The sequence below is a fragment of the Buttiauxella sp. WJP83 genome, assembly GCF_027594725.1.
GTDB lineage: Bacteria > Pseudomonadota > Gammaproteobacteria > Enterobacterales > Enterobacteriaceae > Buttiauxella > Buttiauxella selenatireducens.
The window spans coordinates 3,448,365-3,472,025 of sequence record NZ_CP110080.1 but is presented as its reverse complement, the minus strand read 5'-3'; the positions used below and the strand labels follow the sequence as shown (position 1 = coordinate 3,472,025).

Sequence of the window (23,661 nt, the reverse complement as noted above, 5' to 3'; positions counted from 1 at the left end):
TTGAGGTAATGACCCCTATCAAAAATAGGGGGTGGAATTGTGTTATCATCCGGCCTTTTCTCGTTGGGCCCTTTTTTATGCAACAACCTGTAGTTCGTGTGGGGGAGTGGCTGGTAACACCTTCTGATAACCAAATCAGCCGGAAGGGACGTCAGCTTACTCTTGAACCGCGTTTAATCGATCTTCTGGTTTTCTTTGCCCGCCACCCTGATGAGGTGCTCAGCAGGGATGAGCTTATCGATAACGTCTGGACGCGAAACGTGGTCACTAGCCACGTCGTCACGCAGAGTATTTCCGAGCTACGCAAGTCATTGAAAGATGGCGGAGACTGTAGCCTGGAATACATCGCGACGGTGCCGAAGCGAGGTTATAAGCTGACGGTGCCGGTTGTCTGGTGTACGGAAGAGGGTGAAGTGCCAGCGCCTGTTATTGCGCAATCGGCGTCTGCCGCGGTTGCGGATCTTGCTGACCCCGCGTCTGCCGCAGAATTACCGCAAAGCTTGCCGCCATCCGCGAAACCGCAGAAGCCTAAGCGTGCCTCGACTTTTTGGGTCTGGCTCCTGTTCCTGCTGGCGTTAGGAACGTGTGTCGCGCTGGTTGCGCTCTCGACGATAGACTCGCCAAAACCGCGCAATAAAGCCCGTTTGCTTTTGAATCCGCGGGATATTGATATCCATCTGGTCAAGGGCGGCACCTGTACCAACTGGGCATCGCAGGACGCCTACGCGGTCGGGCTGGGCAGCCTGATGACGACCTCGCTGAACACGTTCTCCACCTTTATGGTGCATGATAAAACCAACTACAACACCAATGAGCCAAGCAGCTCAGGTAAAACGCTGACCATCGAGTTCGTCAACCAGCGGCACTATCGCGCGCAGCAGTGCTTTATGTCCGTGCAGTTGGTGGATAACGCCGATGGTTCAACGATGATGGACAAGCGTTATTTCATCACCAGCGACAACCAATTGACGATCCAAAGCGACCTGTTGAATAGCCTGTCGGTAGCCCTGAAGCAGCCGTGGCCGGACCGGATGCAGGTGATGCTCAAGCTCTATCAGCCGTCACAAAGCTCGGCGATAACGCATTTTTATCAGGCGCATCAGCTATTAATGAATGGTGATGTTGATTCATTATATAAAGCCAGTCAGCTGCTTGATGATGTGATTAAAGACACTCCTGACTTTTCTTACGCGTTTGCAGAAAAAATGCTGGTGGATGTTTTACGCTATTCACAACAAACGCTGGATAAAGAACAACTCAATACGCTGTATGCCGAAATAAAACAGCTAGGAGAGATGCCGGGAATTAAAGATCTGGCGGTTTATTATCAAATTAAAACGGTCTATCTGTTAGGTCAGGGGAAAATCGATGAGGCATACAGTGCCATTAATACCAGTATCGAGATGGAAATGTCGTGGATGAATTACGTGCTGCTAGGCAAAGTCTACGAGATGAAAGGCCAGAACCGTGAAGCGGCAGATGCTTATCTGACGGCTTTCAATTTACGTCCGGGTGATAATACCTTTTACTGGATTCAAAACGCTGTATTCCAGACCTCCGTTACCAACGTAGTTCCTTATCTCGACAACTTCCTCGCTTCAGAATAAGTAAACCCTCATCATGCTCAGGATATTGGGCATGATGAGGTTAAACTTATGTTTCTCATGAGCAACCCAATTGTTATCTATGTTTATCTTTTTACGGCGATAACACAACACTATTTTAACTCAGTAAGCGTGACGTAAGTTACTGTAAATAAACGTTGTTTATGTTTTTTTGATATCAACATGTCATCCTTATATGTTAATTGAAAAAGCTCAACTTATCATTTGTCTGATGTTTGGTGATATTTCACTTTATCTTTAGGACTTATTTTTTCTGAATCAGTAACCTTATCGGCAGTGGGTCGGGCCAATACATGTTTCACCAGGATTGCCTGTACCGCCCAAATAAACTTAGGAGATAAGCAAACATGGGTTCTGCCAAGAAGATCGGGCTATTTGCATGTACCGGCGTTGTCGCCGGTAATATGATGGGGAGCGGTATCGCATTATTACCTGCTAACCTCGCAGGTATTGGTGGTATTGCTATTTGGGGTTGGGTTATTTCAATTATTGGTGCGATGTCTCTGGCTTATGTCTATGCCCGACTGGCAACCAAGAATCCACAACAAGGTGGCCCAATTGCCTATGCCGGGGAAATATCTCCAGCATTCGGCTTCCAGACTGGCGTGCTTTATTATCACGCAAACTGGATTGGTAACCTGGCAATCGGTATTACCGCTGTTTCTTATCTCTCTACTTTCTTCCCTGTTCTGAATGACCCTATTCCTGCAGGCCTGGCGTGTATTGCTATCGTATGGATATTTACCTTTGTCAATATGCTCGGCGGTACCTGGGTCAGTCGCCTGACAACCATTGGTTTGGTACTGGTATTAATTCCGGTGCTGATTACCGCCATTGTGGGTTGGCACTGGTTTGACGCGGCAACCTATCAGGCAAACTGGAACACCTCCAACACCACTGACAGCCACGCGGTCATTAAAAGTATCCTGCTTTGCTTGTGGGCTTTCGTGGGTGTTGAATCCGCAGCCGTCAGTACCGGTATGGTGAAAAATCCAAAACGTACCGTTCCGCTGGCAACCATGCTGGGAACGGCGATGGCGGGTATCGTTTACATCGCTGCAACTCAAGTTATTGCCGGTATGTATCCTGCGGCTCAGATGGCTGCATCAGGTGCTCCGTTCGCTATCAGTGCGTCAACTATCCTTGGCGGCTGGGCAGCTCCGATGGTTTCTGCATTCACTGCCTTTGCATGTCTGACTTCTCTGGGTTCCTGGATGATGCTGGTAGGCCAGGCGGGTGTTCGTGCTGCAAGCGACGGTAACTTCCCTAAAATTTACGGCGAGGTGGATAACAACGGAATTCCGAAGAAAGGCCTGCTGCTGGCTGCGGTGAAAATGACGGCGCTGATGGTACTGATCACCCTGATGAACTCCAGCGGTGGTAAAGCGTCTGACCTGTTCGGTGAACTGACCGGTATCGCGGTACTGCTGACCATGCTGCCTTACTTCTACTCTTGCGTTGACCTGATTCGCTTCGAAGGTTTCAACATTCGCAACTTCGTGAGCCTGATTTGTTCTGTACTGGGTTGCGCGTTCTGCTTCATCGCCCTGATGGGTGCAAGTTCCTTCGAACTGGCCGGGACCTTTATCGTCAGCCTTATCATCCTGATGTTCTACGGTCGCAAAATGCACCAGCGTCAACACGCTAACGACGCCACCGACAGCTCAACCGCTGACGCGCATTAATCACTAACCCTTTTCCTGGAGCGCCTTCCTGACCTGTCACACCGTGATGGGAGGGGCTCCCCATATCTGGAGATTCTACTATGAACGTTATCGCAATCATGAATCACATGGGCGTCTACTTTAAAGAAGAGCCTATCCGTGAACTGCATCGCGCCCTTGAACGCCTGGACTTCCGCATTGTTTATCCAAACGACCGCGAAGATTTGTTGAAGCTTATCGAAAACAACGCTCGTTTGTGCGGCGTGATCTTCGACTGGGATAAATACAATCTGGAATTGTGCGAAGAGATCAGCAAATGCAACGAATACATGCCGTTGTACGCATTCGCGAATACCTACTCCACACTGGACGTTAGCCTGAACGACCTGCGTTTACAGGTTCGCTTCTTCGAATATGCGCTGGGTGCTGCGGAAGATATCGCAAACAAAATCAAACAGAACACCGATGAGTACATCGACACGATTCTGCCGCCACTGACCAAAGCGCTGTTCAAATATGTCCGCGAAGGTAAATATACTTTCTGTACTCCAGGCCATATGGGCGGTACTGCATTCCAGAAAAGCCCGGTAGGCAGCATCTTCTATGATTTCTTTGGTTCAAACACCATGAAATCAGATATCTCTATTTCGGTTTCTGAGTTGGGTTCTCTGCTGGATCACAGCGGCCCGCACAAAGAAGCAGAAGAGTACATCGCTCGCGTCTTTAACGCTGAACGCAGCTATATGGTGACCAACGGGACTTCAACCGCGAACAAAATCGTCGGTATGTACTCGGCTCCAGCGGGCAGCACCGTACTGATTGACCGCAACTGCCATAAGTCTCTGACTCACCTGATGATGATGAGCAACATTACGCCGATTTACTTCCGTCCAACCCGTAACGCTTACGGGATCCTCGGTGGTATTCCACAGAGCGAGTTCCAGCGCGCCACTATCGCAAAACGCGTTAAAGAGACGCCGAATGCGACCTGGCCGGTGCACGCAGTTATCACCAACTCCACCTATGATGGTCTGCTGTATAACACTGATTTCATCAAGAAAACCCTGGATGTTAAATCAATCCACTTTGACTCTGCATGGGTGCCATACACCAACTTCTCACCAATCTATGCCGGTAAATGCGGGATGAGCGGTGGCCGTGTGGAAGGGAAGGTGATTTATGAAACCCAGTCTACGCACAAACTGTTAGCTGCGTTCTCTCAGGCTTCCATGATCCACGTGAAAGGCGATATCAACGAAGAAACCTTCAACGAAGCCTACATGATGCACACCACCACTTCTCCACATTACGGTGTTGTTGCTTCTACCGAAACTGCCGCTGCGATGATGAAAGGCAATTCCGGTAAGCGTCTGATTGATGGCTCTATTGAACGTTCTATCAAGTTCCGTAAAGAGATCAAACGCCTGAAAGGGGAATCTGAAGGCTGGTTCTTCGACGTCTGGCAGCCAGAACATATCGATGGTGCAGAATGCTGGCCGCTGCGCTCTGACAGCGCATGGCACGGTTTCAAAAACATCGATAACGAACACATGTACCTTGACCCGATCAAAGTCACTATGTTGACTCCGGGCATGAAGAAAGACGGCACCATGGATGAGTTCGGTATTCCGGCAAGCATCGTGTCTAAATACCTCGACGAACACGGCATCATTGTTGAGAAAACCGGTCCGTACAATCTGCTGTTCCTGTTCAGCATCGGTATCGACAAAACTAAAGCACTGAGCCTGCTGCGTGCGCTGACCGATTTCAAACGTTCGTTCGACCTGAACTTGCGTGTGAAAAACATGCTGCCATCTCTGTACCGTGAAGATCCTGAATTCTATGAAAACATGCGTATTCAGGAACTGGCACAGAACATTCACAAACTGATTGCGCATCACAACCTGCCGGATCTGATGTTCCGCGCCTTCGAAGTGCTGCCAAGCATGATGGTGACTCCGTTCGTTGCTTTCCAGAAAGAGCTGCATGGCCAAACCGAAGAAGTGTATCTCGATGAGATGGTCGGTCGCGTTAATGCCAACATGATCCTGCCGTATCCTCCAGGTGTTCCATTGGTCATGCCAGGTGAAATGATCACCGAAGAGAGCCGTCCGGTGCTGGAATTCTTGCAGATGCTGTGCGAAATCGGCGCTCATTATCCGGGCTTCGAAACCGATATCCATGGCGCATATCGCCAGGCGGATGGTCGTTATACCGTTAAAGTGCTGAAAGAAGAAAACAACAAGTAATTGAAGCTCCAGGGGAAGTGGCTTGCCACTTCCCTTTTTTCACGCACCAGGGAGACCTCATGAAAACACCCTCACAGCCGCGCGCGATCTATTACATCGTCGCGATTCAAATCTGGGAATACTTCAGCTTTTACGGCATGCGTGCCTTACTCATCCTTTATCTCACCCATCAGCTTGGCTTTGATGACAGCCACGCCATCAGTCTTTTCAGCGCTTACGCTTCTCTGGTTTACGTAACACCCATTCTTGGCGGCTGGCTTGCCGACCGCTTGCTCGGCAATCGCACGGCGGTCATTGCCGGCGCGCTGCTGATGACGCTCGGCCATGTGGTGCTGGGCTTTGAATCTGATTCAATCTGGAGCTTATACCTCGCGCTGGCGATCATTATTTGTGGCTATGGTCTGTTCAAATCCAATATCAGCTGCCTGCTCGGCGAACTGTACGCCGCTGACGACCATCGTCGCGACGGCGGTTTTTCGCTGCTTTACGCGGCGGGGAACGTAGGATCGATTGCCGCCCCGATCGCCTGTGGACTGACGGCGCAGTGGTATGGCTGGCATATCGGTTTTGCACTGGCGGGCATCGGCATGTTTATCGGCCTGCTGATTTTTTTGAGCGGACATCGCCATTTCAGCCACACCCGTGGTGTCGACAAACAGGCGTTGCGCGCGGTGAAATTTGTGCTGCCAACCTGGGGTTGGTTGGTGGTGATGCTGTGTGTGGCACCGGTGTTTTTCACGCTGCTACTCGAAAATAACGGGGCCGGTTATCTGCTGGCAATCGTGTGTATCTTTGCGGCCCAGATGGTGGCGCGGATCATGGTGTCATCGCCGCAACACCGTCGCGCGCTGTGGCAAATCGTTCTGCTGATGCTGACGGGCACACTGTTCTGGGTGCTGGCCCAGCAGGGCGGAAGCTCTATCAGCCTGTTTATCGACAACTTTGTTAGCCGCCGCTTGCTCAATATTGAAGTGCCGACGGCGCTGTTCCAGTCGGTTAACGCTGTTGCCGTCATGGCGGGAGGCGTGGTGCTGGCGTGGCTGATTCGCCCGGAAGGAAAGACCCGTTCCGTACTTCGCGTGTGGCTGAAATTTGCCTTTGGCCTGCTGATGATGGGCTGCGGATTTATGCTGCTGGCGCTCAATGCCCGTCATGGCACTGTCGATGGTCACGCTTCAATGGGGTTGATGGTGGGGGGGCTTGCGCTGATGGGCTTTGCCGAACTGTTTATTGACCCAGTGGCCATGGCGCAGATCACCCGTCTGAATATGCCGGGCGTGACTGGCATGTTGACCGGAATCTATATGCTGGCGACCGGGGCCGTCGCGAACTGGCTGGCGGGCCTGGTGGCGCAACAGACTACCGAGTCACATATCAGTGAAACCGCAATTGCCGCGTACCAGCACTTTTTCTCGCAAATGGGCGAGTGGACGATTGGCTGCGTGGCGGTGATTGTGCTGTTGGTTATCGCAGCCCGGCTGATGTTTTCTCCACCGGTCCCGTGTTTGCATGAATCCCGAGGCGATTAATTTTTACCCATACAGAGAGCAGGTGTAAGCCTGCTTCTTGCACTGCGTCATAGTTAGGAGGAGGATATTCTGGTAATAGTGTAGAAAGTCGATGAAATAACTTTAGTTTGTTTACGTCTGAGTGATATCAGGCTGAAATCAAGTATGAAAGCAGGGTTATGAGGAACCAACATGTCTGAACAACAAGCACAACGTGCCGATGAGGCAATTGACCTTAATAATGAACTGAAAACCCGCCGTGAAAAGCTGGCTCAACTTCGTGAGCAGGGTATCCCATTCCCGAATGATTTTCGTCGTGACCATACTTCTGACCAATTGCACACTGAATTCGATGGCAAGGATAACGAAGAACTCGTCTCCCTGAACGTTGAGGTCTCTGTTGCTGGTCGTATGATGACCCGTCGCATCATGGGGAAAGCTTCTTTCGTTACCTTGCAGGATATGGGGGGCCGTATTCAGCTATATGTCGCCCGCGATGCTCTGCCGGAAGGGCTCTACAACGAACAGTTTAAAAAATGGGACCTTGGCGACATTATTGCCGCGCGCGGTACGCTGTTCAAAACCCAAACCGGTGAGCTCTCTATTCATTGCACCGAGTTGCGTCTGCTGACCAAATCGCTGCGCCCGTTGCCGGATAAATTCCACGGTTTGCAGGATCAAGAAGCGCGTTACCGTCAGCGTTATCTGGATTTGATCGCCAACGACGAATCGCGTCACACCTTTAAAGTGCGTTCGAAAATCCTCGCCACGATGCGTCAGTTCATGGTGGAACGCGGCTTTATGGAAGTCGAAACCCCAATGATGCAGGTGATCCCAGGCGGCGCATCTGCACGTCCGTTCATCACCCATCACAACGCGCTGGATATGGATATGTATCTGCGCATCGCGCCGGAACTGTATCTGAAACGTCTGGTGGTGGGCGGCTTCGAGCGTGTATTTGAGATCAACCGTAACTTCCGTAATGAAGGGATCTCCGTTCGTCATAACCCAGAGTTCACTATGATGGAACTCTATATGGCGTATGCGGACTACAAAGATCTGATCGAACTAACTGAATCGTTGTTCCGTACTCTGGCGCTGACCGTGTTGGGTAAAACAGAAGTGCCTTATGGCGATCGGACATTTGATTTCGGCAAGCCGTTTGAAAAAATGACCATGCGCGAAGCTATCAAGAAATACCGCCCGGAAACTGACATGGCGGATCTGGATAACTTCGATGCAGCGAAAGCCATCGCCGAATCTATCGGTATTCACGTTGAGAAGAGCTGGGGCCTGGGCCGCATCGTCACTGAAATCTTTGACGAAGTGGCAGAAGCGCACCTGATTCAGCCGACCTTTATCACCGAGTATCCGGCTGAGGTGTCTCCGCTGGCGCGCCGTAATGACGTGAACCCGGAAGTCACTGACCGCTTTGAGTTCTTCATCGGTGGACGTGAAATCGGTAATGGCTTTAGCGAGCTCAATGATGCTGAAGATCAGGCTGAACGCTTCCTCGAGCAGGTGAACGCGAAAGCGATTGGTGACGACGAAGCGATGTTCTATGACGAAGACTACGTGACCGCGCTGGAATATGGCCTGCCGCCAACGGCGGGTCTGGGTATCGGTATCGACCGTATGGTGATGCTGTTTACCAACAGCCACACTATCCGCGACGTTATCCTGTTCCCGGCGATGCGTCCGCAGAAGTAAGTCCCAGTAAAGATAAAAGCCCCCTCGCTCTTGAAAGCCAGGGGGCTTTTTTATGGCTCAGCGTGTGACGACTCTGGTGGTCAGTGTCGGTAACTCCCATGCGCCACCCGGTCGGATCAGCCGGCAACGTCCGGTATCCTGTGCCGCACTGGGTACGAAACGTTCGCCATCCCATGCCCATTCTTGCAGACTCAGACAGTCACCCAATCCCCGGCCTTTCATGAAAAATCCAACAATGCCATCCTCATAGGAGGTTGCGCTGTCTGTCACCAGTACAGGGGGGCTCGACATATCATTACTGATGACAAAATACACATCGCCAGAGTTGTATGCCGCCATCCAGCAAGGTGCAATGACCAGTGATTGCTTTTCATTGAGGCCCGCGATTTGCCATGTTTCATTGAGTCGCTGGTCATCGCAGTCACTAATTTTACCGACAAGATCGAGCAACGCCGGTTTAATCAGCGCGGTTTCCTGAGGAGTCATGTCACGGCTTTTTATGTCGCGCACCGGGGCTTTCACTATCACTGGCTGCGGAACAGCCATTTTGACATTAGATTCGCTGTTGCTCCCTTGCTTTATCAGCGCACCGGTCGTGCCCACGCGGCCCTGAGCATCATCCATTTTCAGCAATACCGCGCTGGAGCCCGCGCCGGAGAAAGGGTATTCATGCAGATTGTTTTTAAAGCTGATTTTGCTGTCGCGGCGCAGTGCCTGCTTAAAGGCGGTGAATTGCGTTTCACTCATTTTCCAGGCATCACCATCGATCGCTAAAAGCGAGCCAAGAGAGTGCTTATCTATCAGCAGTTGTGGTGCCCCGGGCGTTTTGGTTGCCGCTTCGCCGTCATAATCTCCAAGCATTACCTGGTTGGTCACCGGCGTCGATGGCCCTGCGGTTCGCGTTATCAGGACCGTTGCCGCAGGATCAACATCGTTTGCTGAGTAGCCAGCCGCACGGCAGGTTAGGGTGTTATCACAAACCAGATCCCAGTCTTTATGCGTGAAACTTAACGATTCTGACGAAGATGCTGAAACTGCTCCTTGTGATACGGCTAATAACAGTCCTGCGATAACAAGCCCAGGGCTGCGCTTATTGAAAACTTTCCGTCTGTCTTTCCATTTATTCATGATTCATCCCTTTAATAACGTCATGTTGTTCTGATTATTCAAACGCGAACTCGCCTGCTGAAACGCCGGGCAGGTTTTATTGACAACAACGGAATAGTGAAGCCTTTGACCAGGCGGATGTCAATGCAGGGAGATGACTCACCGCTTTCTTAATCGGTTATAATCGCGCATCTTTTTTAGCTGAGAACCCTGTGGTTAACGGTATGAACCTCAATCGTTTCTGTTATTTGCTTTTGGCCTTCGCAGCAATAGGAAGCCTGTTTTTGCCTTACCCCATTGTGATTTGGTTCTTACTGGCCAACATTCTGACGTTGGTGATTTACGGTGCGGATAAAATGGCTGCACGAAAAGCCTGGCGCCGAGTGCCGGAGTCGACTTTGCTGATGTTTGGTTTTGTCGGAGGGTGGCCTTGCGCCATTTTGGGCCAGCAGCTCTTTCGCCATAAAACGCAAAAGCAGCCATTCAAAACTTACTTCATTATCAGTGTGGTGTTGAATATCGTGGTTTTGGTGGTGTTATCTCGTTTTGTGATGCTCGATGGCAGCTCATCACTGTTTTAAACAATAAGGCCGATCTCTCGATCGGCCTTATTACTGATTAAGCCGGGTTTACCGGTTTGTTTTCCGTCTTCACCTGGGCATTTTCCAGCATTTTACGTACTGGAATAATCAACACGAACAGTACAGCCGCGCAGATCAGCAACGCAATGGAACAACGTGCGAAGAGGTTAGGCAGCATATCCAGCTGATCAGCTTTCACGTGACCGCCAATCAGACCTGCCGCCAGGTTGCCCAGCGCACTGGCACAGAACCATAGCCCCATCATCTGTCCACGCATTCTTTCCGGAGCCAACAGCGTCATGGTCGCCAGCCCAATTGGGCTCAGGCACAGTTCGCCGAGTGTCAGCATCAGAATGCTTCCCACCAGCCAGAATGGCGATACGCCAGCTCCGCCGCTGTTCAGAACATTTTGTGCCGCCATCATCATCAGACCAAAGCCCGCAGCCGCACACAGAATACCGATGATAAATTTAGTGATGCTGCTTGGGCGGATGTTTTTCCGCGCCATCATCGGCCATGCCCAGCTAAATACCGGCGCCAGTAAAATGATAAACAGCGCATTGATTGACTGGAACCACACTGCCGGGATTTCAAAATCGCCGATCATGCGGTCGGTATAGTCGTTAGCGAACAGGTTGAACGAGGTCGGTTTCTGCTCAAATGCGGACCAGAAGAAGGCCGCAGAAACCAACAGAATGAAGCAAACCAGCAGTCTGGCGCGCTCTTTCCGGTTAAGGCCTGCAAACATAAACAAGTAGATAAAATAGCAGGCAACGGAGGCCGCAATCACGTACACCAGCACGCTGGCAACCGCGACAGGGTTAATGACGATAACGCCTTGAGCTATCAGTGTAACGACAATGGCCACACCGGCTGCCAGTACCAGCAACCAGGCACCCACACCGTTTTTCTTCGAAACGGGATTGTTCCAGGTGGAATCCAGGCCTACTTCGCTGTCGTAACGTTTCATCGCCGGAACGGCATAGACGCGGAAGATAATCAGCGCGACCAGCATACCGATACCACCGATACCAAAGCCCCAATGCCAACCGTGGGTTTTTATCAGCCAGCCGGAAACCAGCGGCGCGATAAACGAACCAATATTGATGCCCATATAGAACAGTGAGAAACCGCCGTCACGGCGCGCATCACCTTTCTTATACAGCGTTCCCACCATGACCGAGATGCAGGTCTTGAACAGGCCAGAGCCAAGAACAATAAACATCAGGCCGATAAAGAACAGGTTGTTGCCAAACACGGCGGACAACGCTATCGACAGGTGGCCGAGGGCAATGAGAATCGAACCGTACCAGACCGCTTTCTGCTGCCCAAGCCAGTTATCCGCCAGCCAACCACCTGGCAATGCGGCCAGGTACATACAGCCTGCAAAGATACCGACGATTGCCGACGCGTTTTCACGAGCAAGGCCCATGCCGCCGTCGTAAACCGTCGCCGCCATGAACAGAATGAGTAAGGGACGGATCCCATAAAATGAGAAACGCTCCCACATCTCAGTGAAGAAGAGTGAGCCTAGCGGATAAGGGTGACCGAAGAAGGTTCGGCTCTCGTTTTTGTTAACCGAGGAATGCATAAATTCTCCAAAATAAAGTGTGTCGTTGTTTTTATGAGTCGTGAAATGCCCGGCGGTTATCTGACTTTCCGCTCTTTAACATTCAGCAATTATTATGAGATAGCTGGTTTTGTCTAATGCCAACCGCAGAACTTTTAGACGAAAAAACGTCGAATGTCTACTTTTACAGATTTTATAGCGGAGAATTGGAAGCGATGTTGGATATCTGAAAGATGAGAGAAGGGATGAAGGGGAGTTGAGAAGGGAGCCGAGACTCCCTGTATATGAAGGACGACTAATCAGGCGTTATTTTTTCATTTTGATGGCCATAGCAAGCACACCCGGCCCGTTCATACGGCCATAATCCAGCATAGGAATCGCCTCTACAGGAACGCTACCCGCGGTTATCGTCTCAACACGCGATTTAAGATAACTCACCTGCGGTCCCAGCAGGATAACGTCAGCTTTTTTCCACTCCTCATTGAGCTTAGCGTCAGGAATGGCCCAGATTTCAGCGTCGATTTCTTGTTGCTTAGCCGCCTCAACCATTTTATTCATCAGCATGCTGGTGGACATACCGGCGTTACAAACGAGCATTATTTTAATCATGATTTTATCCTTGGGATGATGCAGCCTGCGCCATCGCGACGCGCTCAGCAAATTTGAGGAACGGGAGATAGAAGCAAACGGTGATTGCAATCAGAAAAACCTGCAGGACAGACGCGCGCCAGTCACCACCTGTTGCCAGAAATCCGGAGATAATCGGTGGCGTAGTCCAGGGGATCTGAACCGTCACATGGTTAATCCAGCCCCAGGCCGTCGCGTAATAAGCTGTCGTTAAACTGATGACGGGAGCCAGGACGAACGGGATGATAAGCACCGGGTTAAAGACTATCGGCAGCCCAAAAATAATCGGCTCACTGATATTAAAAAGACAGGGGGCAGTGGAGAGCTTCGCAATGTCACGGTAATCCGCTTTCCGGCTGAACAGGTAAATAGCAATAAGCAGCGCAATGGTATTCCCCGAACCGCCCATCACCCCAAAGGTGTCTTTAAACGCCATACAGATGATGTTGGGAATATCCTGGTGTTGAGCAAACGCGAGGGTGTTTTCCTGCATGTTGTTTAGCAAGAAGGGATCCAGCAATGCGCCAGAGATAACGCCCTGATGAATGCCCACTGAGAAGAAGAGGTTAGCCACAGTGGTAATCAGCAGGAATCCCGGCAGGCTGGTCGTTACGGATTTTAAGGGTTGCTGTATCAACGTTGCGATTAGCGTGTTGACGTCCATTCCGCTGAGACTTTTCACTGCAAAGGAGAACAGGGCAAAGATAATCATCGTCAGCATAATGGGAATGAGCGTATTGAATGAACGCACAACCGCCGGTGGAATGGCCCCGCCGCTGATATTGACCTGCAATCGTTTTGCATTCGCTAAGCGGATGAACAGCGAAGTTACCACCAGGCCCGTCAGGATCCCGACAAACATCCCGGCCGATCCCGTCGAAGCGAATGAAATCCCGCCCGTTACGGTCACGCTTTTCTGCGTCAGTACGTCGGTCAAATGAATGCTTTCCGGCATGAAAATGACGACAGTCGCAATGGACAGCAATACCGGTGCAATAGGATCCGCATACCCTTTGTTCTGGCAAAGGTGATAGGCAATCGCCCCAGCAATCAGCACCGAAATAAAGTTAAGCGAGCCATTAACGATGGAATTCCCCACCTGTTGCCAATGGGTGAGCGTCGCGTTGCTGATAATGCCGGAGAGGATCCCTTCTGGTTTAATCAGGGTGTTGTTGAGAAGCACCATCAGGCCTGCCAGTACAAAGAATGGCATTAAGGTGGCAAATGCATCGCGCAATGAGCGCAAATGGACCTGCCCGCCGATGCGCTGGGCGACGTTAACCGCTTGATCAAGTAATTTCATTGCTTATTCGCCTCAAAAATCAACATACAGCCCGTTGAAAGAAAAACCATTATCCCGGCTCAATGCCTGATAAAACTCGCCGCTTTTCTTGATGGTGCGTTGCTGCGTGGCCAGATCAAGGCTGACTAATCCATAGCGGTTTTTGTAGGCGTTAATCCATGACCAGCAGTCAATAAATGTCCACAGGTGATAGCCTTTAATGTTGCACCCGTCGGTAATCGCCTGGTGAAGGTAAGCCAGATGGTTCTGGATAAAACCGATGCGATAGTCGTCTTGTACCTGACCGTCGCGCATGAAGCGCTCTTCGTTTGATACGCCCATACCGCTTTCAGAGATAAAGGATTCGATGTTGCCGTAGTTGTCCCGGATATCGATGCACAGATCGTAAATCCCTTGCTCGTAGATCTCCCATCCTCGATGCGGGTTGAACTTACGGCCAGGCATGACATAGCTTTCGAAGTACCATTCCGGCATAAACGGGGAGCGAGGGTTGACGGCGTGAGTACGCGCTTTCACCCGGCGTGGCTCGTAGTAGTTGAGACCTAAAATCTGAACCGTATTGTCGCGAATATCGCAGAGATCTTGTTCGGTGTGAGAAGGGATCAGATCATGCAGACGCAGAGTTTCAACCAGTTTTTCCGGGAAAGTCCCTTTAACTGACGGATCGAGGAAACTACGGTTGTAGAACAGATCTGCATATACCGCGGCCTCAACATCAAGTGGATTTTCAGAGCGTGGGTAGGTCGGACTCAGATTAAGAATGATGCCGATTTTGCTGCTGCGATCCGGATGAATAGTCTGATGTTCTTTGAACGCTTTGATTGCCAGGGCACTGGCGAGAATCGTGTTGAAGCCTACCTGCACGCCGCGTTTGAAGTCGATAACGTTTGGATAATGGAAATCTTCCATGTACCCACCCAGCACCGGCCCCAGTGGTTCGTTAAACGTAAACCAATGGAAGACCAGATCGCCGAATTCACGGAAGCAGGTGGCGCAGAAATTGACGTAAGCATCGACAACGGCTCGGTTTTCCCATCCGCCAATCTTCATCATCTCTTCTGGCATATCGAAATGGTACAGGTTCGCAAAGGGCTTGATGCCTTGAGCCACCATTTCACTCAGCATGGCCCGGTAGAACGTCACGGCTTCAGCGCAAACATCGCCAGCGCCCTGGGGGAACAGACGAGCCCAGGAGATAGACAAGCGGAATGAGTTATGACCGGTTTGCTTCATCAACTGAATATCATCGACATAGCGATTGAAAAAGTCCGTCGTCACGTCGGTATTCACGGCATGATAGAAGCGATTTGGGTGCGCATCCCAGGACATATCCCACTGAGTACGCCCTTTACCCGTATTGCCCCTGCCTTCAGCCTGTTCGGCAGACCATGCACTTCCCCACCAGAAATCTTCCGGAAAGGATAAAAATTCAGTTTTGAGTTTCATGCGGCTTCCCTGTTGCTTCGTTGTTTATAAGTTTCGATAAGTTCAGTGCTTATCTCTTTGATGAGCATTGTGAATTCCAGTAACGCAGCCAATCATATGGCTTTTGTTTTTGTTTAGTAAACGAGTTGTATTTAGTTATTTTGTTTATGTGATTACTGTCACTATCAACAAATGTTCCGGTTTTAATCGCAACGTTTACGATTAGGATAGCGAGCAGAAACGGCTGTTTACTCAATGGAATAGTGGAGGTATTACGTGCTAAGCATGGGGCTGGATATTGGTGGGACGAAAACGGAAGCGGTCATTCTGGACTCTCTCGGGAACGCACTGGTGACGAAGCGAATCCCTACAGTTAAGACGTGCTACACAGGATTTTTGACGTCGCTGGTCAGCTTTATTCAGGAGATGCGCAAATCAGTCGCGGAGCCTGTCAGCATTGGTATTTGCCTGCCAGGGACCGAAGATGTCGGAACAAAGCTCATCAAAAATTCAAACATTGTGGTCCTCAACCAGAACCCGTTGATCCATGATCTTGAGCGTTTACTGGAACAACCGGTAGCCTGGGATAATGACGCGAATTGTTTCACGTTGTCAGAAGCCACCGATGGAGCGGGGGCAGAAGCGAGGAGCGTATTTGGCGCAATCTTAGGGACAGGGTGCGGCGGTGGGCTTTCTATGGATAAGGTTCTCTGGCGTGGCCACAACAGTAATGCCGGAGAATGGGGGCATAATCCACTCCCGCTTTACAACGAGCGTGACGATGGACCGGCAGTTCAGTGCTACTGCGGTAAATTTAATTGCACTGAGTCATTTATTTCGGGAACGGGGCTGGCGCGTCAGTATGGGCTGCTTCAGCGGGAAGCCATCGATGCAAAAGGTGTTTTCGCCCTCATCGAACAAGAAAACAAGGCGGCAGTTGCGCTTTACCAGACTTTCCGGGACCAACTCGCCCGTGCGCTGGCCTCTGTCATAAACATTTGTGACCCGAATATTATTGTTATCGGCGGGGGAGTATCACGCTACCCGGCTCTGTTCAGCCATCTGACAGAGGACGTGGGCAGGTATATATTCAATACATCTTGTTCAACACCAATCGTACCTGCGATGCACGGGGACAGCAGCGGTGTGCGGGGTGCGGCCTGGTTAGGACGTGATGCGGCCCGCAGACTGGGTTAAAATGTGACATTACCGTTTATTTTTGAATATTAAGAAGGGCAGGAGAAGCATGCTGAAGGCTGTGAGAGTCAGGGACATTGCTCAAAAGTCAGGTGTATCGGCTGGGGCTGTCTCACGCGCGCTGAATAACCGTCCTGGTCTGAGCGATGAAACCAGGCAACGCGTGATACAAACGGCAAAAGAGCTCGGCTATGATTTTACCCGACTCCAGGACAGCAAGATTAAAAAAATCCTTTTCATTCTCCACCGGCAGCACAACACGGCAAATGCGATGAGTTTTTATTCTCCGCTCCTGCTCTCTGTCGAAAACGCCTGCAGCGAACGTAGCATCGCACTGAGTTTTCTCGTCATTGGGCCGACCGATAACATCTCGCAGCAAGTGTTACAGCACGCCCCTGATGCGCTGCTGTGCGTTGGTTTTATTGAACCAGAGATATTGGCAGAGATAAGACAAATGCCTTTGCCCCTTGTCCTGGTTGATCATGCAATCCCGGGTATGCAAAGCATTAACCCGGACAATTACCAGGGCAGTATGTTGCTCACAAAACACCTCATTGAACGGGGTTACCAGCGAATTGCTTTTCTGGCGAGCAGCCTTGCGCACTACAGCATCCGGCAGCGGGAACGCGGCTACCGGCAGGCGTTATTTGAAGCGGGTATGCTGATGTCTCCGCAGTACGAAGTGACGGCTCCATCACTCACCGAGCTCACCCAGTCTTTGGAATATGCACTCGATGAGCTGATGGCGCTGCCTGAGCCACCCGATGCTCTGTTTTGTTACAACGACTCCGCGGCCATTGTGGCGCTGAACTACTGTCAGTCAAAAGGGATTCGGGTACCGGAAGATTTGGGTATCGTCGGTTTTGATGATATTGAACTCGCCAGGCATGTCACACCGGCTCTCACAACGCTTGCGATTGACAGAGTCACCCTTGGGAAACGAGCTGTCGAAATGCTGGTGGCAATGTCAGAAGGTGAGAATGAGCTGTTACCCGTTAAACTTATTATTCGGTCAAGTGCATGATTTTAAATACAGTCTCATTTGTTAGACCTGCCGTTATTATATAATAGATATTATTGATCCTGGTGGCGCTGTTCTTTTATATATTCGAGCAGTCGCCACAAAAATAAATAAATGATTATTCCAGCCCAACACACCTGGAGTATATGACTTGTCATTGCGGTTCTTATTTCGTGAAACCCCATCCAGTTTAGCACCGCTATGATAATGAAAAGTATCATGCTAAGTGCTGGAAGGATAAAAACAGACATTATAAACGATCGAATAAGCAGCCATATAAGAGGTTTCAGCACTCCAAAAAGTTTCCCAAAATACTTTTTCAACGTAGAAATCCTGTATTTTCCGAAATTTATTGCACGATATAACTGCTTATGTGTAACGCTGTGTTTTAGATAGAGAATATACGCACCCTTTCATCCTGAAAGGGAACGCCACCATTCAATTGCAGTCATTTGCCAACCACCCGCACACTTCACGACTGTTTATTTACCGGTTCTGCTGAGTGATCCGGTAAGCAGCAGCGATTGTTCCACCTACGCTAATTTTGTGACGGAACATTAACTCTTCTTTTTTGGGAGGGGTTCTTAATGTAGTTGCTTGTTGACCATGTTCATCAAGCGCCGATCGGTTTGTTGCATGCATAACCCCGCTTTGTGTGAAATTCGTACTTCATCCAGGAGGTTTTGCAGCAGCAGACCATTCTGTTGGTGTTCTTTTTTCATGATGAAAAGAAAGTGTGCGGTGCTGTCGTCGTTCAGAGACTTGGCTACTCTGGTAAATTCAACAAGAGTCGCAGAGAGTTTCAGGTGTTCTCCCAGGATTTTCTGAAACAAATCTTCAAGGGTTGAGCAGGGTTCATCACCAAACTGTGTGCCGCTCACTATTGGGTGGTCACCTGATTTTTTAATATAATCAAACAATTTAATGACATGTGTTACATTGATCTGCGCCTGTGCTCGTAAAAAATTTGCAGCTCCAATCAGTTTGTTTTCTGAACACCAGTCGCTTAAGTGTAGATAAAGATTAGACGCAGAAAACTCCAGATTCATCTGCGTATTAAGATTTTGAACCATGCCTGACATCACCATACGAAACCCCCGATTACTTGAATAAATGGCGCTTTCTGAAAATGAATATTTGTTTATTACATTAAATTTACAAACTTAGCGTGAAATTCACCTAAAAAGATCATTCTACGCCTCCACTGGCGGGCTATACGGCACGGCACGCTGCATGTATTGCGAACAATAAGATATTTTTCAGTGCGAATAAACATCTTGTTTCATTTATTTTCATTTTTTTTATACACCGATGCAAAATATGAATTGATGTCAAATGGTTACACTTATTCTCATTGGGTGTTAATGCACAAGCCCTCGAATGGCAGCGCACCAGCATGGGTTGCAGGCAGTGGAACGAAAGCGGCAGGGTAGTGCAGCAACGGGCGAGGGCATCTGTACTCGCCGGGCTATTGGCTGCTTATCGGGCAATTGAAAAGGGGGGAAGGTGTGGGTCAGATCCCGGCACCATGGCTGATTTGTATCGTGGTTGTATTCTTTATGCGGATAAGATCACTAAATAGGGATAATAGCGTTATATGCTGACCTGTTTAGCAACCAGGCCTGTACTAAGTTCTGACAAAATCAAATGTAAGAAGAATCTGAACTTAAATTACTGAATGTCATTCTCATTGGCATTACTATCTGTGTGAAAAACCACACAAAGATAAATGCATTATGTTTACTTACTCACACAATTGTATTATTCCATTGTTCATCATCTATGCCTAAGGAATATACTCGCAGTCTTTATCATTACACCACCCTGGATACTGAATGAAAAAACCATACTATTTTACAAAAAATAATAAATGGAAATTTCATATCATAAGTTTTTTTCTGCTGTTGTTAATGTTAACTATCTCTGTCTTATTTCTGCACATGCGTTTTATGACATTAGTGGGCACGGATAAAATGCGTTTAGAGATGTATAAGTCAACATTATATTCAACAATAGATCAATATTACATCCTGCCCTATATGCTATCGATGGACAATGTAATAAAACAATCCATGAATCAACCGGGCGATAATGTTACCGAAAATCTTAATAGGTACGTTGAATATTTCAATACACAATTAAAAACAGCAGCAATATTTATTCTTAATGCGCAAGGGAAAACAATTGCTTCCAGCAACTGGAGAGAACCCGGAAGCTATGTGGGTCAAGACTACAGCTATCGCCCCTACTATAAACAAGCGATGATGGGAATGAATGGCCGATTCTATGGAATCGGCAGTACGACCAATATCCCAGGTTTTTTTCTGTCTACTGGTATAAAGAATAATGGGAAGGTAGTCGGCGTTGTTATCGTCAAAATTAGCCTTAATGACATTGAGAATGTATGGGCGGAAGGTCCAGAAAATATCATCGTGAGTGATGAACATAGTATTATATTTTTAAGTTCAAAGTCACAATGGCGAATGAAAACCTTAGAGCCATTACCTTCTCAAATAAAAGAAAAATTACAATTAACACGACAATACAGCTTAAGCAATATTTTACCTGCTGATTACTACCCATGTTTTACATTTAATGGCTTTGTTTTTTTAAAAGAAAAAGCCAATCAATTGTGTTTGTTGCCACGGTTTTACACTCAGCAAATTTCCATTCCAGAGTTTAACTGGAAAATGACGATTATTGTACCATTAGATAATTTGTACTGGACATGGGCAATATCATTAATTATCACCCTTATTTTGTATTTACTGGTACTGGTTATTATCAAGTACTGGCGCATGCGCTCGCGCGCTCAACAGTTATTAACACAGGCAAATGAAACTCTTGAGAAGCAGGTAAAAGAACGTACTCATGATCTTGAATCAATGAACCAAAAGCTGCTTCTGGAGATGAAAGAACGCAGCCAGGCCGAGCACATTATTCAGCTAACGCGCAGCGAACTTGCAGAATCCAATAAGCTTGCCGCCTTAGGGCAAATGGCGACAGAAATTGCCCATGAACAAAACCAACCTTTGGCTGCGATTCATGCCCTGACGGACAACACCCGCACGATGCTGGCTAAAAAGATGTATACTCAGGCAGATCAGAATCTTAAGTACACTATTTCCGTTGTCGAGAGAATGACTCAGTTAATGTCTGAGCTGAAAACGTTCGCATCTCGCCATCGGGTGCCAAAAGGCTCTGCGGATGTGGTTAAAGTGATGTACACCGCGGTAGCGCTTCTGAACCACAGCATGGAAAAAAATAACCTTGAACGTCGGATTAAAGCACCGTCCAGGCCGCTCTTCGTCGGTTGTGATGAATTAGGCCTTGAGCAGATATTTAGTAATCTGATCACCAATGCGTTGGATTCAATGGAAGGTCAACAAAATAAGCGTCTGGATATTTCAATATATAAGGAAGATCATAAAGTTATTATCACACTGAAAGATAATGGCTCCGGGTTCTCACCCGAAATTATTGAGCGCATCTTTGAAGCGTTTTTTACCACCAAACGTCGAGGTATTGGGCTCGGTCTTGCTATTGTTAGCGAGATAGTCAGGAATTCTAGTGGAACAATCCACGCCAGTAATCATCCGGAAGGTGGCGCGATGATGACTTTATCATGGCCAGAATGGGGAGAAGATAATGATAAATAATGAAGGTGACATTACCATTATTTATATTGAGGACAGCGATGATGTGCGTTTTGCCTGTGAGCAAACGCTGATGCTCGCAGGCTATCGTGTTATATCGTGCTCTAATGCTGAACAGAGTTTACCCGTCATTCAGAGCCAAACGAATATTATAGTGCTCACGGATGTCAGGCTTCCGGGAATATCTGGTTTAGAGTTATTAAGTCGTATTATTGAAATCGATGCCAAAATCCCCGTGATTTTAATCACAGGTCATGGCGATGTTGAAATGGCCGTTGAGGCTATGCGCAATGGTGCCAGCGATTTTATCGAGAAACCTTGTAGCTCCGAAAAATTGCTCAGCATTATTGCAAGGGCCGTGGAAAAACGCCGGCTGGTATTAGAGAACAAGCAACTACTCACACGCCTGCAACAAGAGAATGGCCCAATTCTGATAGGCCGTAGCCCGCAAATGCAGCAGCTGCGAAAAATGATCATGAATGTCGCCGACACTGATGTCGATGTGCTTATTTACGGTGAAACTGGGTGTGGCAAAGAAGTTGTCGCCCGCATGTTGCACCACTGGAGTACCCGCCATACAGGCCAGTTTGTCGCATTAAACTGCGCGGGATTGCCTGAAACACTCTTTGAAAGTGAAATTTTCGGTCATGAATCGGGTGCTTTTACTGGCGCGCTGAAAAAACGGATAGGAAAAATAGAACACGCTAACGGCGGCACATTACTTCTGGATGAAATCGAAGGCATGCCGCCTGGTATGCAGGTGAAACTTTTACGTGTACTGCAAGAACGAACAATTGAACGGCTCGGCGCCAACCAGTTAATTCCGGTGAACTGCCGCGTCATCGCTGCGACGAAAGAAGATCTGTTGCGCCAGAGTGAAGAAAATAATTTTCGTGCTGACCTTTATTACCGCCTGAACGTCGTTAGCCTGAGTATTCCTCCTCTACGCCAGCGACGGGAAGATATTCCGGAGCTTTTTTACTGGTTCGCCAGTCAGGCTGCGCAAAAATACAATCGCCCCCTCCCCGATATTTCGCCGATGCTGCTTGCCTGGCTGCAATCACAAAGTTGGCCTGGCAATGTACGAGAACTTAAACACAATGCCGAGCGATTTGTCTTAGGACTACTGACCCAGCACCAGCCTGTGCCCATGACCCAGCAAGAAGAACGTGGCCTGACCGCCTGTATTGATGCGTTCGAGAAAAAGCTCATTGAGGATATGCTGCGGCAAACGGAAGGGCAGGTCAGTTTGACTGCGCGGCTACTACAACTGCCGCGCAAGACGTTATATGACAAACTGAACAAGCACCAGATCCAGCCCCAGCTCTACCGGCTGGAATCAACTAGCTAGTGCAGGTGTCTGGGGATGCAGACCCAAATCAATGCCTTTGCGGGCGTAGCGTTCCACCACCCATGACCAGAACTCCTCCGGGATCGCGATCGTTTTACTGTTGCGTTCCCGTGTTTCGGCCTCCGGCATTCCTGGGTAAATCACTGGTCGCCCTCCCGGCTGCGGGAGGGTTGCCAGCAGGTAGTCCGCAAAGAACTGTCCTTTCGCCTCTGCCTGGTCGCTGAATTTTGCGGGATCAATGACCAGGGCGAAAAGGTGGTTATGCGCAGAACCATCGGCCTGATGATCCTCGGCGATGGTATCCCCACCGGACAAAATCCCCGCCATCATTTCAATCATCAATGCCAAACCAAACCCTTTATGTTCACCAAACGGCAACAGCGCTCCTGATGGCGAGGTAAACAGCACCCCCGGATCGGTGCTGGGATTGCCTTGAGCATCAATCACCTGACCCGGAGCTGTTTGCTTACCCTCGACGGACATCACCCGCGCTTTGTTCAGCGCCATGCTGCTGGTCGCAAAATCAACCAGCATCGGCGGCCGGTCATCGTTAAACGGCCAGGCAAAACAGAACGGATTAGTCGTCATGCGCGCCTGCGCTCCTCCCCATGGAGCGACGAGCGCCGGTCTTCCGGTGACATTGCTCATCGCCAGCAGAGCCAGGCCTTTATCGCTCACCATTTGGCCGAAGTGCCCCATACGCCCTAAATGGTGCGCGTGACACAGGGTAAGCAGACAAAATCCGTTCTCCTTCGCTCGTTCAATAGCCGCATTCACCGCCACTTTTGCCGCATGCTGGCCAAAACCATTATGGGCATGAAAACGCAGCAGGTGGCCTTCGCTGACCAGTGCTTCGGGTCGGGCATTGGGCGTAACGTCGCCTCTGGCAATGTTCTCAAGATATTTGGGCAACAGCGTCACGCCGTGGCTAGGGAAGCCATAACGTTCAGCCTCAATCATATGTTCGGCGACATCCTGGGCAATATCCGCATCACAGCCGTTCAACTCAAGTAATCCGGCCGTTAACCACCGAACTTTTTCCAGCGCAATTTGTAATGACATGGCGT

At 49.2% G+C, this 23,661-nt stretch carries 17 protein-coding genes; 10 read left to right on the top strand and 7 right to left on the bottom strand.

What is annotated here, in order from left to right:
• Positions 1-77: 77 nt before the first annotated feature.
• The 5 genes from cadC (at position 78) to lysS (ending at position 8,756) form a co-directional block, all read left to right on the top strand.
• Positions 78-1,607 carry a lysine decarboxylation/transport transcriptional activator CadC gene (gene cadC, locus OH773_RS16085; RefSeq protein WP_270139945.1) on the top strand — a complete coding sequence of 510 codons (1,530 nt, stop codon included), beginning with the start codon at positions 78-80 and terminating at the stop codon, positions 1,605-1,607.
• Positions 1,608-1,972: 365 nt separating this feature from the next.
• Positions 1,973-3,310 (top strand): cadaverine/lysine antiporter, encoded by a 1,338-nt coding sequence (cadB, locus tag OH773_RS16080; RefSeq protein ID WP_183271187.1) that lies wholly within the window; start codon positions 1,973-1,975, stop codon positions 3,308-3,310.
• Positions 3,311-3,390: 80 nt separating this feature from the next.
• A complete protein-coding gene (cadA, locus tag OH773_RS16075; protein WP_183271186.1) occupies positions 3,391-5,538 on the top strand; it encodes a lysine decarboxylase CadA in 2,148 nt (715 codons plus the stop codon).
• A 59-nt stretch (positions 5,539-5,597) separates the two neighbouring features.
• Positions 5,598-7,067, top strand: a complete 1,470-nt coding sequence (locus OH773_RS16070) for a POT-type proton-dependent oligopeptide transporter (protein WP_270139941.1) — start codon at positions 5,598-5,600, stop codon at positions 7,065-7,067.
• Positions 7,068-7,238: 171 nt separating this feature from the next.
• Complete coding sequence (gene lysS, locus OH773_RS16065) at positions 7,239-8,756, top strand: lysine--tRNA ligase (protein WP_270139939.1); 1,518 nt, start codon at positions 7,239-7,241, stop codon at positions 8,754-8,756.
• A gap of 57 nt (positions 8,757-8,813) precedes the next feature.
• Here lysS and OH773_RS16060 read toward each other — a convergent pair whose 3' ends face one another.
• On the bottom strand, positions 8,814-9,884 hold the full coding sequence (locus tag OH773_RS16060) for a DUF1176 domain-containing protein (RefSeq protein ID WP_270139937.1): 1,071 nt from the start codon (positions 9,882-9,884) through the stop codon (positions 8,814-8,816).
• Positions 9,885-10,087: 203 nt separating this feature from the next.
• Between OH773_RS16060 and OH773_RS16055 the strand changes: the two genes are divergently transcribed.
• Positions 10,088-10,444: a DUF1294 domain-containing protein gene (locus OH773_RS16055; protein WP_270139935.1), complete on the top strand. Its 357-nt coding sequence runs from the start codon at positions 10,088-10,090 to the stop codon at positions 10,442-10,444.
• 37 nt (positions 10,445-10,481) lie between these two features.
• On the opposite strand, the gene OH773_RS16050 is transcribed toward OH773_RS16055, so the two are convergent.
• The 4 genes from OH773_RS16050 to OH773_RS16035 form a co-directional block, all read right to left on the bottom strand.
• A complete protein-coding gene (locus OH773_RS16050) occupies positions 10,482-12,035 on the bottom strand; it encodes a peptide MFS transporter (RefSeq protein WP_270139928.1) in 1,554 nt (517 codons plus the stop codon).
• Positions 12,036-12,320: 285 nt separating this feature from the next.
• Positions 12,321-12,623: a PTS sugar transporter subunit IIB gene (locus OH773_RS16045; RefSeq protein WP_270139926.1), complete on the bottom strand. Its 303-nt coding sequence runs from the start codon at positions 12,621-12,623 to the stop codon at positions 12,321-12,323.
• A gap of 4 nt (positions 12,624-12,627) precedes the next feature.
• Positions 12,628-13,944, bottom strand: a complete 1,317-nt coding sequence (locus OH773_RS16040) for a PTS sugar transporter subunit IIC (protein WP_270139923.1) — start codon at positions 13,942-13,944, stop codon at positions 12,628-12,630.
• Between the two features lie 12 nt (positions 13,945-13,956).
• Complete coding sequence (locus OH773_RS16035) at positions 13,957-15,390, bottom strand: glycoside hydrolase family 1 protein (protein WP_270139921.1); 1,434 nt, start codon at positions 15,388-15,390, stop codon at positions 13,957-13,959.
• A gap of 264 nt (positions 15,391-15,654) precedes the next feature.
• Here OH773_RS16035 and OH773_RS16030 point away from each other — a divergent pair, with 264 nt between their 5' ends.
• A complete protein-coding gene (locus OH773_RS16030; protein WP_270145908.1) occupies positions 15,655-16,566 on the top strand; it encodes an ROK family protein in 912 nt (303 codons plus the stop codon).
• A 49-nt stretch (positions 16,567-16,615) separates the two neighbouring features.
• The gene (locus OH773_RS16025) at positions 16,616-17,590 is read left to right on the top strand and encodes a LacI family DNA-binding transcriptional regulator (RefSeq protein WP_270139919.1); all 975 of its coding nucleotides are present in this window, start codon (positions 16,616-16,618) and stop codon (positions 17,588-17,590) included.
• A 581-nt stretch (positions 17,591-18,171) separates the two neighbouring features.
• Here OH773_RS16025 and OH773_RS16020 read toward each other — a convergent pair.
• The gene (locus OH773_RS16020) at positions 18,172-18,675 is read right to left on the bottom strand and encodes a non-heme ferritin-like protein (protein WP_270139917.1); all 504 of its coding nucleotides are present in this window, start codon (positions 18,673-18,675) and stop codon (positions 18,172-18,174) included.
• Positions 18,676-19,497: 822 nt separating this feature from the next.
• Between OH773_RS16020 and OH773_RS16015 the strand changes: the two genes are divergently transcribed.
• Both OH773_RS16015 and OH773_RS16010 read left to right on the top strand, forming a co-directional pair.
• Entirely contained in the window at positions 19,498-21,246 is a 1,749-nt protein-coding gene (locus OH773_RS16015; protein ID WP_270145906.1) for an ATP-binding protein, read from the top strand.
• Positions 21,236-22,594 (top strand): sigma-54-dependent transcriptional regulator, encoded by a 1,359-nt coding sequence (locus OH773_RS16010; protein WP_270139915.1) that lies wholly within the window; start codon positions 21,236-21,238, stop codon positions 22,592-22,594. Before OH773_RS16015 ends, OH773_RS16010 begins: the two co-directional genes overlap by 11 nt.
• Here OH773_RS16010 and OH773_RS16005 read toward each other — a convergent pair.
• On the bottom strand, positions 22,583-23,656 hold the full coding sequence (locus tag OH773_RS16005; RefSeq protein WP_270139913.1) for an Ldh family oxidoreductase: 1,074 nt from the start codon (positions 23,654-23,656) through the stop codon (positions 22,583-22,585). The two genes, OH773_RS16010 and OH773_RS16005, sit on opposite strands and share 12 nt — an antisense overlap.
• Positions 23,657-23,661 lie beyond the last annotated feature (5 nt).